The following is a 16539-nucleotide window of genomic DNA, read 5'->3' as shown; positions in this document are numbered from 1 at the left end:
CCGCCGTTCATGCGTGCCCCGGCGCCGGTGATCACCCGCACGTGCGGCAGGCTGACCGGCATGGCGATCAACTGGGGCTCGGTCCTGCGCAAGGCCGCCGACGTGGCGATGCAGCTGCTGAAGGACTCGCAGAAGCAGAAGGACCGCGGCGGCCGACCGGCCCCGGCGCGGGGCGGAGGTGCCCCCGCCACGGCGCCGGTGCGCACCGCCCCCACCGGCGACCGGGCCCGCAAGGTCGCCTACGCGCCCGAGCCGGACGGTGCCGCCGACCCGGGTGAGATCGTCTGGACCTGGGTGCCCTACGAGGAGGACCCGAGCCAGGGCAAGGACCGGCCGCTGCTGGTCGTCGGGCGCTCCGGTGCGGAGCTGCTCGGGCTCATGCTGTCCAGCCAGGACCGGCGGGCCGACGACCCGGACTGGGTCGGCATCGGCTCCGGCGCCTGGGACCGGGAGGGCCGCGACTCCTACATCCGGCTCGACCGGGTGCTGGAGATCGACGAGCACGGGATCCGGCGCGAGGGCGCGGTGCTCGACCGGAGCCGGTTCGACCGGGTCGCCGACCAGCTCCGGTCGCGCTACGGCTGGAGCTGAGACACTCGGTCCGTGACCGCTGCCCGCGACGGCTCCCCGCCCCGGCCGCAGATCGGGCTGCTGCTCGCCGCGGTGTTCCTGGTCTTCCTGGGCCAGATGACGCTCAACCCCGTCATCGCCCCGCTGTCCCGCGAGGTCGGCCTGGCCGAGTGGCAGGTCGGTGTCACGATCAGCACGGCAGCCCTGATGGTCGTGCTCACCAGCCAGTCCTGGGGCCGCCGCTCGCAGTCCTGGGGCCGCAAGCCGGTGCTCGTGGGTGCGCTGGCACTGGCCACCACGTCGATGGCGCTGTTCGCGCTGGTCGCCTGGTCGGGGACGACCGGTGCGGTGACCGGGACGGGACTGTTCGTGCTGTTCGTGCTGCTGCGTGGCCTGGGGTTCGGCACCGCGATCGCCGCCGTGCCGCCGACCGCGCAGGCCTACGTCGCCGACGTCACCGCCGACGAGCGGGCCCGGGTGAAGGGCATGGCCGGTATCGGCGCGGTGCAGGGTGTCGCGATGGTGGGGGGCTCGGTCGTCGGGGGCGTGCTGTCGGTGTTCGGTGTGCTCACCCCGCTCATCGCGGTCCCGGTGCTGCTGGGTGCCGGGCTCGTCCTGGTCGCGACCCGGCTCCGGCGCGAACCGCGCGCCGAGCTGGTCGAGGAACCGGCCCGGGTGCGGCCGACCGATCCGCGGGTCTGGCCGTTCCTGCTGGCCGGGTTCGGCATGTTCACCGCGCTCGGCTTCATCCAGGTGATCACCGGGTTCCTCGTGCAGGACCGCCTGGGGCTCTCCGCGGAGGCCACCGGGCTGGTGACCGGCGGGACGCTGCTCGCCGCCGGGCTCGGCATGGTGCTCGCGCAGGCGGTCGTCGTGCCGCGCAGCGGCTGGACCGCGCCGACCCTGCTGCGGGTCGGGGGATCGGTGGCCCTCGCCGGGTTCGTCCTGCTGGTGCCGGACACCGGCGCGGCGGCGATCGTCGTCGCGATCCTGCTCGTCGGGCTGGGGCTCGGCACCGCGATGCCGGGCTACACCGCCGGCCCGACCCTGCTCGTCGAGCGGGCGGAGCAGGGCGGGCTGGCCGGCCTGACCACCGCCACCTCCGGCCTGACCTTCGTGATCGCCCCCACCGCCGGGACCGGGCTGTACGGGATCTGGCCGCCGCTGCCGGTGCTGGTGGGTGCGGCCGTCATGGCCGCGGTGACCGCTTTCGTCCTGCTGCACCCGCGGTTCCGGCGGGTCCCCGCGGTGCCGGCCGCCGACGTCGCGAACGAGCACGGCTGACGCCCGTCGATACGAGTGGCGGCACGGGCGGCCGCCGGGATAGGCTCCCGATCATCATGAGGCTCTGACGACACCACCGACCGTGGACGCGGCACCTAGCCCCTGCGGTCTCCCTCCGGTTCCTCGGAGTCGTCGTCGTGCCGTCCCTCACCGATACCCAGGCCCTCACCGCGCGCGGTGTGGTCCGTTCCTTCGCCGCCCGCGCCGGGCGCCCGCCGGTCCTCGACGGGATCGACCTCACCGCCGGTCCGGGGACCCGGGTCGGGCTGATCGGCGAGAACGGCGCCGGGAAGTCGACGCTGCTGCGGCTGCTGGCCGGCGTCGACGTCGCCGACGCCGGGACCGTGTCGGCCCCGGCCGACCTGGTGTACCTGCCGCAGGAGCCCGAATTGTCCGCCGAGGGCACCGTCGGCGACCTGCTCGACGGCGCGCTGCGCCCGCTGCACGACGCCGTCGCCGAGCTGGAGCGGCTGGCCGCCGGGATGGCGGACGGGGCCGACGTCGGTGGGAGCTACGACCGGGTGCTCGCCTGGGCCGTCGCGCACGACGCCTGGGACGCCGACCGCCGCGCCGAGGTCACGGCCGGGACCCTCGGTGTCGCCGAGCTCGACCGGGACCGGCCGGTCGGCACGCTGTCCGGCGGGCAGCGGACCCGGCTCGCGATGGCCGCCGCCCTGGTGCGCCGCCCGGCAGCGCTGCTGCTCGACGAACCCACCAACCACCTCGACGACGCCGCCCTCGACCTGCTGGAACGCTCGCTGGTCGAGCTGCCCGGCGTCGTCGTCGCGGCCAGTCACGACCGCGCCTTCCTGGACCGGGTCTGCACCGAGCTGCTCGACCTCGACGCCGGCGCACTCGGCACCGACGGGCACGGCGGGCGCCGCTTCGGCGGCTCCTTCACCGAGTACCTCGACGCGCAGGCCGCGAGCCGCCGGCGCTGGGAGGAGCAGTTCGCCGCCCAGCAGGAGGAGATCGCGGCGCTGCGGGACCGGACGCGCACGGGTACCTCGGCGATCGCGCCGGGCCGCGGCCCGCGCGACAACGACAAGTTCATCGACAAGTTCAAGGGCGCCAACGTCGAGCGCACCCGGGCGCGGCGCGTCAACGACGCCCAGCGCCGGCTCGAGGTCGCCGAGCGCGAGGCGCTGCCGAAGCCACCGCGGCCGCTGCGGTTCTCCGGCCGGCTCACCGGTACCGACGCCGGTGACGGGCTCGCCGTGCAGGTCCGCGGTCTGCGCGTCGACGGTCGTCTGCGACTCGACCTGCTGGATCTGCCGGTGGGGGAGACGCTGCTGGTCACGGGGCCGAACGGGTCGGGGAAGTCGACGCTGCTCGCCGTGCTGCACGGCGATCTCGCGCCGACCGCGGGCACCGCGGACGTCCGCGCGCGGCGGGTCGGCCTGCTCGCCCAGGACCCCGACGTCGGACCGCCCGACCGCACCGCCCGCGACGCCTGGGCCGCGCTGCTCGGCCCGGACCTCGCCGAGCGGGTCCCGCTGAACGAGCTCGGTCTGCTGCACCCGCGTGAGCACGGCACGGCGGTGGGTGCCCTGTCCCTCGGGCAGCGACGGCGGCTGGCGCTCGCCCTCGCCGTCGCCGACGCGCCGGACCTGCTGCTGCTCGACGAGCCGACCAACCACGTGTCGCTGCGGCTGGCGGGCGAGCTGGAGGAGGCGCTCGGGACGGCGCCCGGCACCGTCGTCGTCACCTCGCACGACCGGTGGCTGCGCCGCCGCTGGTCCGGGGCGGCGCTCGCCCTCGGCTAGTTGACGCTGTGGTCGTCGGCGAAGGTGCCCTGCGGGGCCGGCACCGCGTGCAGCCGGCCGAGCAGGCCGGTCTCCCGGGCCAGCAGCCGCCGGACCTCCCGCAGCCGCTGCACCGGGGAGGTCTGCTCGAGCAGGTCCTGCCGGTCGGTCAGGGGCAGCAGGCAGTCGTCGGCGAGCAGGTGCGCGAGCTCGGCGGTGGGGGTGTCGTCGCCGGGCTCGGACCAGTCGCCGGCCCGCCACGCGGTGTCGCAGTAGCCGCGGTGCGCCGCGCGGGCGGCGTTCTCGAGCATCCGCACCAGCCGCGGGTCGTCGCCGGGCTCGTCGTCGGGCAGGAACTCGACCTCGCCGCACAGGTACTGACGGGACCCCTCGTCGACGTCGAGCAGCCGGAAGCGGCGCGCCCCCCGGGTGACGACGTCGTAGCGGCCGTCCGGCAGCCGCCGGGCGTCGAGCACGACGGCGGTGCAGCCGACCGCGTGCATCCCGGCCATCCCGGAGCGGTCCGCGGAGTGCCCCTCGCGCACGGCGACGACACCGAACTCCTTGTCGGGGACGGTCCCGGTGATCAGGTCGACGGTGAGCTGCCGGTAGCGCGGCTCGAAGATGTGCAGCGGTAGCGCCGCGCCCGGCATCAGCACCGTTCCCAGCGGGAACAGCGGGATCGTCGCGGACACCGGCTCACGGTAGTACGGCGCCGGGCACGCTGCCCGGCCGCGCGTGGGCCGGCGGGCGGAGCACGGCGAAGGCGTCGGTCACCCGCAGCGTCCGGTCGGTGAACCGGAACACCGCCGCCGGACGGCCACCGGCCCGCCCGGGCGCGGCCGTCTCACCGGTCGGGGTGAGCAGGGCCCGCCGGGTCAGGACGCGCTGGAGGTTGGTCGCCGACACCCCGTGGCCGAGCGCGGCGACGTAGTGCTCGCGCAGCGCCGAGATCGTGAACTCCGCCGGGGCGAGGGCGAAGCCCAGGTTCGTGTAGGAGAGCTTGGCCTGCAGCCGGTCCCGCGCCGAGTCGACGATCGCGGCGTGGTCGAACGCGGTCGGGGGGAGCGCGTCGACCGGGTGCCAGGCCGTGTCGGCGGGCAGCTCCGGGTCGGCGTCGGAGGGGACCAGGCCGAGGAACGCGGTCGCGATCGTCCGCGGGGCCGGGGTACGGCCCGGGTCGGAGAACACCGAGAGCTGCTCGACGTGCGCGATCTCGCGGACGTCGACCTTCTCGGCGAGCTGGCGGCGCACCGAGGTCTCGACGTCCTCGTCGGCGGCCAGCCGCCCGCCGGGCAGTGCCCAGCGTCCGGCGTCGGGCGCGAGCGCCCGCTCCCACAGCAGCACCCGCAACCGCCCCTCCCGGATCCCGAGCACGGCGGCGAGCACCTCGTGCAGGACCGGCGGTGACGTCACGACGGCCAGCCTAGGGGGACTGCCGGTCCGCACCGGCGGATGACGCCGGGGTGTCCTTCAGGTGAGGTCCCGGTCACCACGGAGGTGTCGGCGGCCTGCTGCCGGTGCTACGATCCGCCTAGTTTCCGCTCACTAGGCGAAAACCTGACACGGCCCGGGAGGGCGAAGATGGTTCCGACGCTCACGGCGCCCGGGTCGACCGCGGTCGACCCCGGCTGGGCGGACGAGGTCCGCGCGCTGGCCGGCCGGCGGGACGCTGTCCTGCTCGCGCACAACTACCAGCTGCCCGAGATCCAGGACGTCGCCGACCACGTGGGGGACTCGCTCGCGCTGTCCCGCATCGCGGCCGGGTCGGACGCCTCGACGATCGTCTTCTGCGGCGTCCACTTCATGGCCGAGACCGCGAAGATCCTCGCCCCGGAGAAGACGGTCCTGATCCCTGACGCGCGGGCCGGCTGCTCGCTCGCCGACTCCATCACCGCCGAGCAGCTCCGGGAGTGGAAGGCCGAGCACCCCGGCGCCGTCGTCGTGTCCTACGTCAACACGACCGCCGCGGTGAAGGCCGAGACCGACATCTGCTGCACCTCGTCGAACGCGGTCGAGGTCGTCGCGTCGATCCCGCGCGAGCGCGAGGTGCTGTTCCTGCCCGACCAGTTCCTCGGCGCGCACGTCCGCCGGGTGCTCGACCGGGCGGACATGCACGTCTGGGCGGGGGAGTGCCACGTGCACGCCGGCATCAACGGCAAGCAGCTCTCCGACCAGGCACAGGCCCACCCGGAGGCGGACCTGTTCGTGCACCCCGAGTGCGGGTGCGCGACGTCGGCGCTCTACCTCGCCGGCACCGGAGCGGTCCCCGAGGACCAGGTCAAGATCCTCTCGACCGGCGGGATGATCGAGGCGGCGCGCTCCACCGGTGCGAAGGAGGTGCTCGTCGCGACCGAGGTCGGGATGCTGCACCAGCTCCGCCGGGCCGCCCCGGAGATCGACTTCCGGGCGGTCAACGATCGCGCGTCCTGCACCTACATGAAGATGATCACCCCCGAGGCGCTGCTCCGGTCGGTCCGGGAGGGCACCGACGAGGTGCACGTCGACCCCGATCTGGCCGCGCGCGGCCGCGCCGCGGTCCGGCGCATGATCGAGATCGGGAACCCGGGGGGCGGGGAGTGACCTGGGAGGCGGGGGCCGACCTCGTCGTCGTCGGCTCCGGCGTGGCGGGCCTGACCGCCGCGCTCGACGCGGCCGCGGCCGGGCTGCGCACCGTCGTCGTCACCAAGGACGACGTCGCCGAGGGCTCCACCCGGTTCGCGCAGGGCGGGGTCGCGGTCGTGCTCGGCGACATCGCGGGCGACACGCTCGACGCGCACGTCGCCGACACCCTCGACGCCGGTGGTGGGCTCAACGACCTCGCCGCGGTCGACGCCGTCGTCCGCGGCGGCCCCGGCGCGCTGCGACGGCTGCGCGAGCGGGGCGCCCTGTTCGACGCGCACACCTCGCCCGGCCGCCTGGACCGGACCCGGGAGGGCGGCCACTCGGCGTTCCGGGTGGTGCACGCCGGCGGCGACGCCACCGGCGCGGAGATCGAGCGCGCGCTGGTCGCCGCGGCCCGGTCGGCGCAGATCACCGTGCTGGACGGGCACGTCGCGGTCGACGCGGTCCGCGACCCGGACGGGCGGGCGGCCGGGCTCGCACTGCTCGACGACCGCGGCCGGGCCGGGCGGATCGCCGCCGGGGCGGTGCTGCTCGCCACCGGCGGATACGGCGGGCTGTTCGCCTCCACCACGAACCCGTCGACGGCCACCGGCGACGGTGTCGCGCTCGCCCTGCGGGCCGGGGCCACGGCGTCGGACCTGGAGTTCGTGCAGTTCCACCCGACGGTGCTCTGGGCGGGCCCGGACAGCGACTCCGCCGGACGACGACCGCTCGTCACCGAGGCCGTCCGCGGCGAGGGGGCGGTCCTGCGGGACCGCGCCGGGATCGCGTTCATGGCCGGGGTGCACCCGCGCGCCGACCTCGCCCCGCGCGACGTCGTCTCCGCGGCCATCACCCGGAGGATGGCCGAGACGGGCACCGACCGCGTGCACCTCGACGCCACCGGGATCGACGGGTTCGCCCGCCGGTTCCCGACGGTGCACGCCTCCTGCCGCGCCGTGGGCATCGACCCGCGCACCGACCCGATCCCGGTGACCCCGGCCGCGCACTACGCCTGCGGCGGGATCGTCACCGACGTCGACGGCCGGACCGGCGTGCCCGGCCTGTACGCGGCCGGCGAGGTCGCCCGCACCGGGCTGCACGGGGCGAACCGCCTGGCGTCGAACTCCCTGCTGGAGGGCCTGGTCGTGGGGGAGCGCGCGGTCCGCGCGGTGCTCGCCGACCGGCGGTCGGGCGGGGCGCGGCCGGGCGGGCGCACCGTCGAGCCGGCCCCGGCGGTGCCCGTCGCCGACCGGGGGACCGTGCAGCGCGCGATGACCCGCCACGCCGGGATCGGACGGGACGCGACCGGTCTCGCGGCCGCGTCCGACGTGGTCGAGGCCGGCACCGTGACGGCCGTGCCGGTGGACCGGGCCGGTGTCGAGGACGCGGCGCTGACCCTGCTCGCGCAGGCGGTGCTCGCCGCCGCCGGAACCCGGCGCGAGAGCCGGGGCTGCCACGTCCGCACCGACTTCCCGGACCGCGACGACACCCACCAGCGGGTGTCGCTGCCGGTGCGGCTGGACGCGACGGGCCGGCCCGTCGTCGTCGCGGACGCCCTGGCCGGTGCGGCGTGAGCGCCGGGATCGCCGCCGGTGTCGGTGGGGTCTCCGCGATCGGGGTCCCGGACCGGGACGACCTGCTCCGCGTCGTGCGGACGGCCCTGGAGGAGGACCTGCGGTACGGCCCGGACGCCACGACCGCGGCCACCGTGCCCGCCGGTGCCGTGGCGCTCGCGTCCTTCACCCCGCGGGCCGGCGGGGTGCTCGCCGGGCTCCCGGCGGCGCTCGCCGTGCTCGACGAGGTGCTGGGCGGGGCCCCCGGCCCCGGGTACGAGGTCCTCGACGCCGCCGCCGACGGGGACCGGCTCACCGCGGGCACGCCCGCGCTGGTGGTGCGCGCCCCGGTACGTGGCCTGCTGACGGCCGAGCGCACCGCGCTCAACCTGCTCTGCCACCTGTCCGGGATCGCGACCGCGACCCGGGCCTGGGCGGACGCCGTCGACGGCACCGGCGCCGCGGTCCGGGACACCCGCAAGACCCTGCCCGGCCTGCGGCTGCTGGAGAAGTACGCGGTGCGCTGCGGCGGCGGGGTGAACCACCGGCTCGGGCTCGGCGACGCGATCCTGATCAAGGACAACCACGTCGCCGCGGCCGGGTCGGTCCCGGCCGCGCTGGCCGCGGCCCGTACCGCCGCCCCGGACCTGCCCTGCGAGGTCGAGGTCGACTCCCTCGACCAGCTCGACGAGGTGCTCGGGTTGTCGGCGGAGCTCGTCCTGCTCGACAACTTCACCGTGGCGCAGACCGCCGAGGCCGTCGCCCGGCGCGACGCGGTGGCCTCGGCGACCGGGCACCGGGCGCTGCTGGAGTCGTCCGGGGGCCTCGCCCTCGCGGTGGCCCGGGACTACGCGGTGACCGGGGTCGACTTCCTCGCCGTCGGGGGTCTGACGCACTCGGTCACCGCCCTCGATCTCGGTCTCGACCTGGGCTGATCCGCACCGCTCACGCCCCGGCCAGCAGCTCCGGCTGGACCGGGGCGGGGTAGCGGACCGAGAACCGGACGTCGCCGAGCACCGCCCGGTGGCGCTCCGCCGCGGCGGCGACGTCGTCCTCGACGCCGGGCCGGTCGTGCGCGCCGGGGAACAGCCTCGTCGCGATCGTGCCGTCCCGGCGCTGCACCCAGGTCCCGGCGATCCGGCCGTCCACCCAGATCGCGGGCCCGCCGTTGCCGTTGCGGTCGAACAGCAGCGCCGCGTCGTCCCCGGACAGGTAGTGGCCGCGGGCCTTCCAGCCCATCGTCGTCGGGTCGAGGCCGGGGAGCAGTGCCACCGACGGGCCGGGGTCGCCGACCGGCCCGAGGTCGTCGGGCAGCAGGTAGCCGGTGGCCCCGCCGTCGAGACCGACCTCGACGGCGCCGGTGTCGGCGAGCGCGGCCCTCGTGGTCGCGACCGTCCAGCCGGCCCACCACCTCAGGTCGTCCCGGGTCACCGGGCCGAACGCGCGCAGGTAGGCCCGGGCGAGGCCCGCTGCGGCGGCCCGGGCGCCCCCGGAACCGTCGTCGCCGTCGGGTACGGGGGCGGGCCCGATCCCGCCCGGGACCCAGCTCCCCGCCGTCGCCCACCGGTACTGGCCGTTGATCCAGGTGCCGGTCGGGCGGGCCCGCAGCACCCGGCCCTCGAACCCGAGGACCAGCAGCACCCGGCTGTGCGCGGGGTGGCTCCCACCCTGGATCGGGAGCTGCTGCGCGGCCAGGTCGGGCAGCGCGGCACCGACCTCGCGGGCGGTCGTCGGCCCCCGCTCCGCCAGCACCGCCAGGACCCGGGCGGCGGCGTCGGCGTACCAGGCGGCGGGATCGGCGACCCCCGCCGCGCCGACCTGGCCCATGAGGTTCCGGTACTGCACCGCGGCGACCCCGGACGTGGCGCCGTGGTGGGCCAGCGCGGCGTGCTCGTGGCCGAACACCCACAGCGTGCGGCGCATCGCGTGGTGGCGGAGCAGGACACGGTCGTCGTACAGCGCGGCGTCGACCGGGGCCAGCGACGGCGTCACCATCCGCGCCGCGGCCGACAGGTAGACGGTCACGGGATCCGTCGAGTGCAGCGCGACGAGATCGTCCGCGATCGCGGTGACGTCGTCGGTGCGGGTGTGCGGGGCGAGCCGGTGCCGGGTCACGAGCCGGGCCCGGCGCTCGTCGTCGCCCACATGGAGGTCCACGGCCCGGAGACTGCCACGCGGCACCGACAACGACCTCGGCCGCACACCGGACCGGGCTCCGGGCGGCTCGACACGAACAAGAGCGTCATTCCCGGTCGTCGCCGCCATTTTCGCACGTCACCGACGCGTCGACGTCCCACGGCGACGATTCGGTGCCAGACTCCGGACGTGCTCACCCCCACCCGGCCTCCGGAGGTGCGCCGAGGGCGGCACCGGGCGCCCGTACCGGCGCCGTCGCGGCTCCTGCCCGCCGCGCTGCCGGCCGGTGCGGCCGTCCTCGCGGCCGGGGTGTTCCTGCTCGTCCGGGACGCGCTCGTGGACGACGCCTACATCACGCTCACCTACGTGCGGAACCTCGCGTTCCACGGGCACTGGGGTGCGAACCTCGACGGGATCTCCCACACCGCGACCTCGCCGCTGAACGTGCTGCTGCAGGCCGTGGTCACCGTCGTCGTGCGGGACGCGGTCGTCGCCGCCGGGATCGTGCTCGCCGGGCTCGCCGCGACCGTCACCTGGTGGTCGCAGCGCACCGGGGACCATCTCGGGTGGCCGCGCTGGACCGCGGCGCTGCCGGCCGCGCTGCTCCTGGTGAACCCGCTGCTGCTGTCGACCGTCGGGCTGGAGACCTACCTGGCGGTGACGCTGCTGGCCGGGCTGGCGTACGCGGCCGTCACCGGGCGGGTGGTGGTCGCGGGCGTCGTCTGCGGGCTGCTGACGCTGACCCGGCCGGACCTCGTCGTGGTCGCGGCCGTCGCCGCGCTCGCCGTGCCGGTGCTGCGACGCCGGCTCGCCACGGTGCTGGCGGCCGCGGTGGCGGTGTCGCTGCCCTGGTACGCGTTCTCCTGGGTGGCGCTCGGCTCGGTCGTGCCCGACACCGTGCTGTGGAAGATCGGCGACAGCTGGGGCAGGCACCACATCACCTTCACCGACGGGCTGTTCGTCTACCACGAGCGCTTCCCGGAGGCGACCGTCCTCGCCCTGCTCCCGGCGGCCGCCGGGCTGGTCGGCGGGGTGTCCTGGCTGCTCGCGCGCCGTCCCGGGGCGGTCGCGCCGGTCGTGCTGGGGCTCGGTGCCGTGGTGCACGCGGGCGCGTTCGTCGTGATCGGCACCGCGCCGTACCACTGGTACTACGGGCCCGCGGTCGGCGCGCTGAGCCTGCTGGCGGCCTGGACGGTCGGGGCGCTCGCGACCGGTGTGCCCGCCGTCGTCCTCGGGGTGGTCGCGGCGGGGCTCGTCGTGGTCTCCGGCGGGTTCGACCTGCGGCACGGCACCCCGTGGACGGTCGCGCCGATCGCGACGAACCGGGCGACGACGGCGGAGTACGCGACCGTCGCCGCCGGGCTGCACGGCAAGGTCGTCTCGGCCGGTGAGCTCGGGGCGCTGGCCTACTTCTGCGCCGACCGCTGCGCGATCGACGACCCGCTGTCCGAACGGGCCCCGATGCTCGCCCGGATCGAGCAGCGACGGGCCGCCGCCGGTCCGGTGACGCGGGTGCTGCTCGACGCCAACTACCTCTTCCTGGAACCGGCGCCGTACCACCGCGGGACGACCCGGCTGGTCTCCCGGTCCGGGCACCACCCGGAGGGTGTGGACGTCGGCACCCCGTGGTCGGGTCCGGAGAACCTCCGGCTGGTGCCGGTGGGCTGAGTCGGTGTCGGCCCCCCGCCGTACGCTGGGGACCATGCTCCGCCGCCTCGACCTGCGCCCCGACGTGCCCGGTGCGCCGCTGCCCCGCCCGGCGACCCTGCGCGGGATGATGCCGCGCGCCGAGCTGGACATCGACGCCGCGCTCGACGCGGTGCGCCCCCTGGTGGAGGACGTGGCCGAGCGCGGTGCCGCCGCCGCGCTCGACGCCACGGAGCGGTTCGACAAGGTCCGCCCGGAGACCGTGCGGGTGCCGGCCGCGGCGGTCGCCGCCGCCCTGCGCGACCTCGACCCCGCGGTGCGCGAGGCACTGGAGACGTCGATCGGGCGGGCCCGCACGGTGCACGCCGACCAGCGCCGGGCCGACGTCGTGACGCAGGTGGTCCCGGGCGGCACCGTCACCGAGCGGTTCGTCCCCGTCCGCCGGGTCGGCCTCTACGCGCCCGGCGGGCTCGCGGTCTACCCGTCGTCGGTGATCATGAACGTGGTCCCGGCCCAGGCGGCGGGGGTGGAGTCGCTGGTCGTCGCCTCCCCGGCGCAGGCCGAGTTCGGCGGCCGGCCGCACCCGACGATCCTGGCCGCGGCGGCGCTGCTCGGCGTCGACGAGGTGTGGGCGGTCGGCGGCGCGCAGGCCGTGGCGCTGATGGCCCACGGCGGTACCGACACCGACGGCGCCGAGCTGGAGCCGGTCGACATGGTGACCGGGCCGGGCAACGTCTACGTCACCGCCGCGAAGCGGATGCTCCGCGGCCTGGTCGGGATCGACGCCGAGGCCGGCACCACCGAGATCGCGATCCTCGCCGACGCCACCGCCGACGCCGCGCACGTCGCCGCCGACCTGGTCTCGCAGGCCGAGCACGACCCGAACGCGGCGTCGGTGCTGGTCACGGACTCCGACGAGCTGGTCCGGCAGGTCGAGGCGGAGCTGGAGACCCGGGTCGGGGCGACCAAGCACACGGAGCGGGTCCGCACGGCGCTGACCGGCCCGCAGTCCGGTGTGATCCTGGTGTCGTCGGTCGACGACGGTGTCGCCGTCGTCGACGCCTACGCCGCGGAGCACCTGGAGATCCAGACCGCCGATGCGGCCGCCGTCGCCGCGCGCATACGGAACGCCGGCGCGATCTTCGTCGGGGCCTGGTCGCCGGTCTCGCTCGGCGACTACTGCGCCGGGTCCAACCACGTGCTGCCGACCGGTGGCTGCGCCCGGCACTCCGGCGGGCTCTCGACCGCGACCTTCCTGCGCGGCGTGCACGTCGTCGACTACAGCGAACAGGCGCTGCGCGACGTCGCGGCGCAGGTCGTGACGCTGGCCGACGCCGAGGACCTGCCCGCCCACGGCGAGGCCGTGACCGCCCGCTTCGAGGAGGCCCGGACGTGACCCCCGGTGAGAACGTCCGGCTCGACGAGCTGCCGCTGCGCGCCGACCTGCGCGGGAAGAGCCCGTACGGGGCCCCGCAGCTCGACGTCGCGATCCGGCTGAACACCAACGAGAACCCGTACCCGCCGCCGCCGGAGCTGGTGGCCGACATCGCCTCCGCCGTGGAGGAGGCCGCCCGGGAGCTGCACCGCTACCCGGACCGCGACCACGTCGCGCTCCGTGCGGACCTGGCCACCTATCTGTCCCGGCAGACCGGTGTCGAGCTGACGCGGGAGAACCTGTGGGCGGCGAACGGCTCGAACGAGATCCTGCAGCAGCTGCTGCAGGTCTTCGGCGGCCCGGGCCGCACCGCGCTCGGGTTCGTGCCGAGCTACTCGATGCACCCGATCCTCGCGTCCGGCACGCAGACCGAGTTCGTCGGTGTCCCGCGCCGCGACGACTTCACCGTCGACGTCGAGGCCGCCGTCGCGGCGCTCCGCGACCGGGCGCCGGACGTCACCTTCATCACCAGCCCGAACAACCCGACCGGGCAGTCGATCGCCCCGGAGGACCTCGCCCGCCTGGTCGACGCGGCGCCCGGGATCGTGATCGTCGACGAGGCCTACGCCGAGTTCGCCGAGGCCACCGGCCGCCCGAGCGCGACCACGCTGCTCGCGACGCACGGCCACAAGCTCGTGGTGTCGCGGACGATGAGCAAGGCGTTCGCGTTCGCCGGGGGCCGGCTCGGCTACCTCGCGGCCGCGCCCGCCGTCGTCGAGGCGTTGCAGCTGGTGCGGCTGCCGTACCACCTGTCGGTGCTGGCCCAGGCGTCGGCGCGGGCCGCGCTGCGGCACGCCGACGCCACCCTCGGCTCGGTCGCGCTGCTCGCCGCCGAGCGCGACCGCGTGTCGGGGGAGCTGGCCGCCGCGGGTTACGACGTGGTGCCCAGCGACGCCAACTTCGTCCTCTTCGGCCGGTTCGCCGACGCAGGGCGTGCCTGGAAGGGATTCCTGGAGCAGGGCGTCCTCATCCGCGACAGCGGGATCCCCGAGCGGTTGCGTGTCACGCTCGGCACGCCCGAGGAGAACGACGCCTTCCTCGCCGCCGCCACCGACCTCGCCACGAAGGAGCTGCTGTGAGCAACCGAGTGGGGCGCGTCGAGCGCGTCACCAAGGAGACCCGGATCACCGTCGAGATCGACCTCGACGGCACCGGCCGTACCGAGATCGACACCAAGGTGCCGTTCTACGACCACATGCTCGACGCGTTCGGCAAGCACGGCTCGTTCGACCTGTCGGTCCACGCCGACGGTGACACCGAGATCGACGCCCACCACACCGTCGAGGACGTCGCGATCGTGCTCGGCCAGGCGATCCGGCAGGCGCTCGGCGACAAGACCGGGATCCGCCGGTTCGGCGACGCGTGGATCCCGATGGACGAGGCGCTGGCCCAGGCTGTCGTCGACGTCTCCGGGCGGCCGTACACGGTGTGCACCGGCGAACCGGAGATGATGCGCGGCTTCGTCGTCGGCGGGCACTACCCGACCGTGCTGAACAAGCACGTGTTCGAGTCGCTGGCCTTCCACGGCCACCTCGCGCTGCACGTGCGGGTGATCGACGGCCGGGACCCGCACCACATCACCGAGGCGGAGTTCAAGGCCGTCGCGCGGGCGTTGCGCGCCGCGACCGAGGCCGACCCGCGGGTCACCGGGGTGCCGTCGACCAAGGGCGCGCTCTAGGACCCCGACCGGAGCCGGGCCAGCACCGCGAGCACCCGCCGGTGCCCGGCGGTGTCGGCAGGCAGGTCGAGCTTGGTGAACACCGCGCGGACGTGCTTGTTCACCGCCGCGTCGGACAGCACGAGCGCGGCGGCGATCTCGGCGTTCGACCGGCCCTGCGCCATCAGGTCGAGCACCTCCCGCTCGCGCGGGGACAGCCGCCCGACCGGGTCCCGCCGTCGCCGGACCAGCCGCTGCACGACCTCCGGGTCGAGCACGGTCCCGCCGGCGGCCACCCGCTCGGCGGCGGTCGCGAAACCGGTCACGTCGGCGACCCGGTCCTTCAGCAGGTAGCCGACGCCCGCGCCGTCGCCGGTGTCGAGCAGCGCCTCCGCCGCGACCGGCTCGACGTACTGGGACAGCACCAGCACCGGCAGGCCGGGATCGGCGGTCCGCAGACCGACGGCGGCGCGCAGGCCGTCGTCGGTGTGGTCCGGTGGCATCCGGACGTCGGTCAGCACGAGGTCCGGCCGGTCCCGCCGGACCGCGCCGAGCAGCGCCGGGGCGTCGGCGACGGCGGCGACGACGGTGTGGGAGAACCGCTCCAGCAGTGCGACGAGCCCCTCCCGCATGAGGACGGCGTCCTCGGCGACGATCACGCGCACGGCAGCTCCACCCGCAGCAGGGTCGGGCCGCCGGGAGGACTGGAGAGCCGCACCCGTCCGCCCGCGAGCGCGACCCGCTCGGCCAGCCCGGTGAGACCGGACCCGCTCCCGGGGTCGGCGCCGCCGCGGCCGTCGTCGCGGACCTCGAGGACGAGCTGGTCGGCGTGCCGACGCCCGGTGACCGTCGCCGACCGGGCCCCGCTGTGCCGGGCGGTGTTGGTCAGGGCCTCGACGAGGACGAAGTACGCGGTCGTCGCGACCCGCGGCGGCAGCAGGCCCGCCGGTCGCAGGTCGACCTCGGTCGGCACCGGGCAGCGCGCCGCGTGGTCCTCCACGGCGGCGGCCAGCCCGTCGTCGGCGAGGGTCCGCGGGTCGAGCCCGCGGACGAGGTCGCGCAGCTCGGCGAGCGCGAGCCCGAGCTGGTCGCGGGCGTCGTCCAACCGGGCCGCCGCGGGGGAACCGTCGGTGGCGTCGAGGCGGGCCAGCCCGAGTGTCACCCCGAGCGCGACGAGCCGTTGCTGCGCACCGTCGTGCAGGTCCCGCTCGATCCGGGCGCGCTCGGTCTCGAACGCGCCGATCAGCCGCCGGGTGGCGACGTCGGCGATCCCCGGCCCCAGCTCGGCGCCACGCGGACCGAGGACGGTGCGGGTCAGCGCGGCCCGCGCACCGGCCCAGGCGGTCACCGTCCACGGCGCCGCGAGGAGCAGCAGGACACCGACGATCACCAGCGGCCACGCCGCCGGGTCGTCGACGGGGGAGAGGGCCAGCAGCACCGGCAGGACGAGGGAGAAGCCGAGGACGCAGGCGTCCAGCGCGGCCAGTCCGGTCGCGACGAGCAGCGCGAACCCGACCTCCCGCCAGGTGACGGCGGCCCGCCACCACGGCCCGGGCAGGCGGGGCGGCGCGGGCAGCGGCTCGTCGTCGACCAGCCGCAGCCGCCGTCGTTCCAGTGCCGCCAGCGGCCGTCCTGCCGACAGGACGGCCAGGACCAGCAGCGATCCGGTGCCGACGGCGAGCGCCGGCCCACCCAGCACCAGTCCGGAGCCGGGCACCGCGAACGCGCCCAGCACGACGGCGCCGAGTGCCGCTCCGGTGACGAGGTAGCCGAGCGAGCGCCACGGCCACGGCGTCGCGAGGAACCGCAGCGGCTGCTGGTCCATCGCCTGCCAGGCCGTCGCGATCCGCACACCCCGCAACGTAGGAGATCGCGGCGCCGCGCGCGGTAGTGCCAGGGCTACCT

Annotated in this window: 15 protein-coding genes; 10 read left to right on the top strand and 5 right to left on the bottom strand. The window is 76.0% G+C overall.

Annotated features, from left to right (window positions below):
• Positions 1 to 60: 60 nt before the first annotated feature.
• From AD017_RS02685 to AD017_RS02675, 3 genes are all read left to right on the top strand, one after another.
• The gene (locus tag AD017_RS02685; protein ID WP_010227667.1) at positions 61 to 591 is read left to right on the top strand and encodes a type II toxin-antitoxin system PemK/MazF family toxin; all 531 of its coding nucleotides are present in this window, start codon (positions 61 to 63) and stop codon (positions 589 to 591) included.
• Positions 592 to 603: 12 nt separating this feature from the next.
• Positions 604 to 1854 (top strand): MFS transporter, encoded by a 1251-nt coding sequence (locus tag AD017_RS02680; protein WP_060572653.1) that lies wholly within the window; start codon positions 604 to 606, stop codon positions 1852 to 1854.
• A 137-nt stretch (positions 1855 to 1991) separates the two neighbouring features.
• Positions 1992 to 3620, top strand: coding sequence for an ABC-F family ATP-binding cassette domain-containing protein (locus tag AD017_RS02675; protein WP_082399014.1), 1629 nt, complete (start codon positions 1992 to 1994; stop codon positions 3618 to 3620).
• Here the strand turns inward: AD017_RS02675 and AD017_RS02670 are convergent.
• Complete coding sequence (locus AD017_RS02670; protein WP_010227672.1) at positions 3617 to 4294, bottom strand: LON peptidase substrate-binding domain-containing protein; 678 nt, start codon at positions 4292 to 4294, stop codon at positions 3617 to 3619. The two genes, AD017_RS02675 and AD017_RS02670, sit on opposite strands and share 4 nt — an antisense overlap.
• A gap of 4 nt (positions 4295 to 4298) precedes the next feature.
• On the bottom strand, positions 4299 to 5015 hold the full coding sequence (locus AD017_RS02665) for an NUDIX domain-containing protein (RefSeq protein ID WP_010227674.1): 717 nt from the start codon (positions 5013 to 5015) through the stop codon (positions 4299 to 4301).
• Between the two features lie 168 nt (positions 5016 to 5183).
• Between AD017_RS02665 and nadA the strand changes: the two genes are divergently transcribed.
• Genes nadA through nadC form a run of 3 tightly spaced genes read left to right on the top strand, consistent with a single transcriptional unit; the run spans position 5184 to position 8694 of the window.
• A complete protein-coding gene (gene nadA, locus AD017_RS02660) occupies positions 5184 to 6182 on the top strand; it encodes a quinolinate synthase NadA (RefSeq protein ID WP_060572652.1) in 999 nt (332 codons plus the stop codon).
• Complete coding sequence (locus AD017_RS02655) at positions 6179 to 7780, top strand: L-aspartate oxidase (RefSeq protein ID WP_060572650.1); 1602 nt, start codon at positions 6179 to 6181, stop codon at positions 7778 to 7780. Before nadA ends, AD017_RS02655 begins: the two co-directional genes overlap by 4 nt.
• Positions 7777 to 8694, top strand: a complete 918-nt coding sequence (gene nadC / locus AD017_RS02650; protein WP_010230967.1) for a carboxylating nicotinate-nucleotide diphosphorylase — start codon at positions 7777 to 7779, stop codon at positions 8692 to 8694. The genes AD017_RS02655 and nadC overlap by 4 nt, the downstream gene beginning before the upstream one ends.
• Positions 8695 to 8704: 10 nt before the next feature.
• Here nadC and AD017_RS02645 read toward each other — a convergent pair whose 3' ends face one another.
• Positions 8705 to 9916, bottom strand: coding sequence for a winged helix DNA-binding domain-containing protein (locus tag AD017_RS02645; protein ID WP_202968822.1), 1212 nt, complete (start codon positions 9914 to 9916; stop codon positions 8705 to 8707).
• A 168-nt stretch (positions 9917 to 10084) separates the two neighbouring features.
• Between AD017_RS02645 and AD017_RS02640 the strand changes: the two genes are divergently transcribed.
• The 4 genes from AD017_RS02640 to hisB are packed head-to-tail and all read left to right on the top strand — an operon-like array spanning position 10085 to position 14655.
• On the top strand, positions 10085 to 11563 hold the full coding sequence (locus AD017_RS02640; protein ID WP_060572647.1) for a hypothetical protein: 1479 nt from the start codon (positions 10085 to 10087) through the stop codon (positions 11561 to 11563).
• A gap of 34 nt (positions 11564 to 11597) precedes the next feature.
• Positions 11598 to 12938 (top strand): histidinol dehydrogenase, encoded by a 1341-nt coding sequence (hisD, locus tag AD017_RS02635; RefSeq protein ID WP_060572645.1) that lies wholly within the window; start codon positions 11598 to 11600, stop codon positions 12936 to 12938.
• Entirely contained in the window at positions 12935 to 14056 is a 1122-nt protein-coding gene (locus tag AD017_RS02630; RefSeq protein ID WP_060572643.1) for a histidinol-phosphate transaminase, read from the top strand. The genes hisD and AD017_RS02630 overlap by 4 nt, the downstream gene beginning before the upstream one ends.
• The gene (hisB, locus tag AD017_RS02625) at positions 14053 to 14655 is read left to right on the top strand and encodes an imidazoleglycerol-phosphate dehydratase HisB (RefSeq protein WP_029239581.1); all 603 of its coding nucleotides are present in this window, start codon (positions 14053 to 14055) and stop codon (positions 14653 to 14655) included. The genes AD017_RS02630 and hisB overlap by 4 nt, the downstream gene beginning before the upstream one ends.
• Here hisB and AD017_RS35985 read toward each other — a convergent pair.
• Together AD017_RS35985 and AD017_RS35980 are read right to left on the bottom strand one after the other, a co-directional pair.
• Positions 14652 to 15299: a response regulator transcription factor gene (locus tag AD017_RS35985; RefSeq protein WP_010230981.1), complete on the bottom strand. Its 648-nt coding sequence runs from the start codon at positions 15297 to 15299 to the stop codon at positions 14652 to 14654. The genes hisB and AD017_RS35985 overlap by 4 nt on opposite strands.
• Positions 15290 to 16486, bottom strand: coding sequence for a sensor histidine kinase (locus AD017_RS35980; protein ID WP_060572641.1), 1197 nt, complete (start codon positions 16484 to 16486; stop codon positions 15290 to 15292). Before AD017_RS35980 ends, AD017_RS35985 begins: the two co-directional genes overlap by 10 nt.
• Between the last annotated feature and the right edge of the window lie 53 nt (positions 16487 to 16539).

Source organism: Pseudonocardia sp. EC080619-01 (assembly GCF_001420995.1).
In the GTDB taxonomy this organism is placed as follows: Bacteria; Actinomycetota; Actinomycetes; order Mycobacteriales; family Pseudonocardiaceae; genus Pseudonocardia.
This window is presented reverse-complemented; position numbering and strand designations above follow the sequence as displayed.